At 51.0% G+C, this 2,317-nt stretch carries 2 protein-coding genes; one reads left to right on the forward strand and one right to left on the reverse strand.

Annotated elements, in window-relative coordinates:
* Positions 1-290 precede the first annotated feature (290 nt).
* Positions 291-1,313: a hypothetical protein gene (locus Q0294_RS20830; RefSeq protein WP_299469301.1), complete on the forward strand. Its 1,023-nt coding sequence runs from the start codon at positions 291-293 to the stop codon at positions 1,311-1,313.
* Between the two features lie 10 nt (positions 1,314-1,323).
* Here Q0294_RS20830 and hemW read toward each other — a convergent pair.
* Positions 1,324-2,317, reverse strand: a 994-nt coding sequence (hemW, locus tag Q0294_RS20835; protein ID WP_299469303.1) for a radical SAM family heme chaperone HemW, incomplete at its 5' end; no start/stop codon positions are given.

The following is a 2,317-nucleotide window of genomic DNA, read 5'->3' on the forward strand; positions in this document are numbered from 1 at the left end:
GTCTATTATGCCCGAACAGTTATTACGTGATCTGACGGCAGAACAGGCTGCACATCTGCTGGCGTATCTGGAATCTTTGAAATAACCTGACCAACGGCTCCTGATTCGCGATGAATGGGAGTGATGACACCGTAAAACAGTCTGGTTTTTATTGCGCGAATCCCTATAATTGAGGTCAGTCGCTTTAGAATTCCCGCCCAAACCTGCCTCGCACGACTATCGGCAATTGAACGATTTCTTCCGGTTCTGTCCGATCAAATAAATAATCCCATTGATACTTGAGTAGAAGAATGACAATACAATTTGATTGTCCCTATTGTACATCGACCCTAAAAGTACCGGATGCCTCGGCCGGTAAGCAGGGAGACTGCCCGCGGTGTGGCACCAAGCTGGTGATCCCCAATCCGATTGCAGCAGGAAGTCAACCCGCGCCGCCAGCACAAAATACTCCGGTGCCACAGCAGCAATCTGTGGAGACCGTTAATGCCACTGAGCAAACCGTTGATCCGCCAGTCTCTCCCGTAACGTCTCCCGAGCAGAGACCCATGACAAGTCAGACTTCACTCTATTTACGCAAGCGCCGTAAATCGAATGTGGGGGGGATTCTGGTCGTTCTCTTTTTTGCGGGCCTGATGCTGGGAGTCGCCGGTTATTTCTATTGGGCCTATGGTCCCCGCCTCGAAGGGAACCTGGTGGCGTCCCGATTGAATTCCGAAAGTGCAAAACTGGAACATCACTTGAAAACATCGGGATTGGGCGTGTCTGACGAGGTGATTCAGACCGTCAATCAAAGTTTAAAAGAAACTCCCCGGCGCGTGCAGAGCGATTTAATGGAGATGTTATTTTATGGGTCTGACAAGGGAGGCTTGTATATCCGACTGAAGCCGGGAAGCAGCACCGAACTGGTGCGCGTTGATCTGACCGGTGATCCTGCGCTCATGGATTATATCAGCAAGAATGGCGTGTCGTTGGATCAGCCCCGGATTACCGAGTATCAAAGTGAACTCAAACGATTTTATGCCGACTGGCAACGTTTTCTTGAAACAGGCGACGTGATGCCTGATCTCATCAATTATCGAAATACGGTGGGGCTGAATTCCCTGATGGGAGGTCTAGGGTATCACATGGAAGCCCGTGTGAATCACAAAATCTTTCCCTGCGTGCATGATGATTTTCAGGGGGGCCTTTATTTTCTCGTGCCCAAAGGAACATTGCAGTTCGACATTCAGGGACGCAAAATGGACAACGGCTGGACACCGTTTCCAGGGAAATATCAGGTGCAAGTCACACAGGAATATCCCAGTGTGAAATAGCGATTTCCGATTAAAGGAAATCGATGACGACCGAATCGGCGAGCAGGCAGCCTGCCTGGGTGAGTCGAACATGCGTGGGAGTTTCTTCCAGAAAACCCGCCGCAACATGTTTCCGGATGGCTGTGTTCGCTAAGTCGTAGAGCTCGAAGCCATATCGTTCTGCAAATTCAGACACGTTGATTCCTGCCCGGCGTCTTAAACTGAAAATGATCGCTTCCCGAGCACGATTCTCCGGCGACAGCTCTTCCTGTTCGGCGATGGGGGGTTCTCCTGCGGCGATTCGCTTCAACCAGGTGATGACGCTGCGGTGGTTCTGTCTGCGAATTCCATTCAGATAACTGGCTGCGCCCGGGCCGAAACCAAAATAAGGATGGCCGGTCCAGTAGACTTCATTGTGCCGACATGCATAACCCGGTCGGGCGAAGTTGGAAATTTCATAATGCTTTAAGCCTGCCGCATCCAGAAACTCCAGCGAGTATTCATACATGGCGCCCGCCAGATCTTCTTCCGGCAAATCGAAGAGGCCTGCTTTTTGCCGGCTCCAGAAAGAAGTTCCTTTTTCAATCGTCAATCCATAAGTCGAAATATGCGGGACGTTGAGCCGAACCGCTTCAGAGAGTGAAGTTTTCCAGCCTGACAGAGTCTGGCCGGGGACGGCAAAGATGAGGTCGAGACTGACATTTTCAATCCGGGACTGCAGCGCTTGAACAATTTCAAAAATCTGTTGCGGCTGATGGTCCCGTTCCAGGAAGGTCAGTATTTCCGAGTCGAAGGACTGCACGCCGAGGCTGACCCGGTTCACACCGCTCTGTTTCAGAAAGTCCATTTTTTCGTCACTGAGATTGAGCGGATTGGCTTCAATACTGAATTCGTAATCGGCCGCCAGTTGAAAATGGGAAAAAACGGCGTCAAACAATCTTTGCAGTTGTTCAATGCTGAGGTGAGTGGGGGTGCCCCCGCCTAGAAACAGGGTCTTTAATTCGATTCCCTCGCCGGCTTCGGAC

The organism is uncultured Gimesia sp., assembly GCF_937919775.1.
In the GTDB taxonomy this organism is placed as follows: Bacteria; Planctomycetota; Planctomycetia; order Planctomycetales; family Planctomycetaceae; genus Gimesia.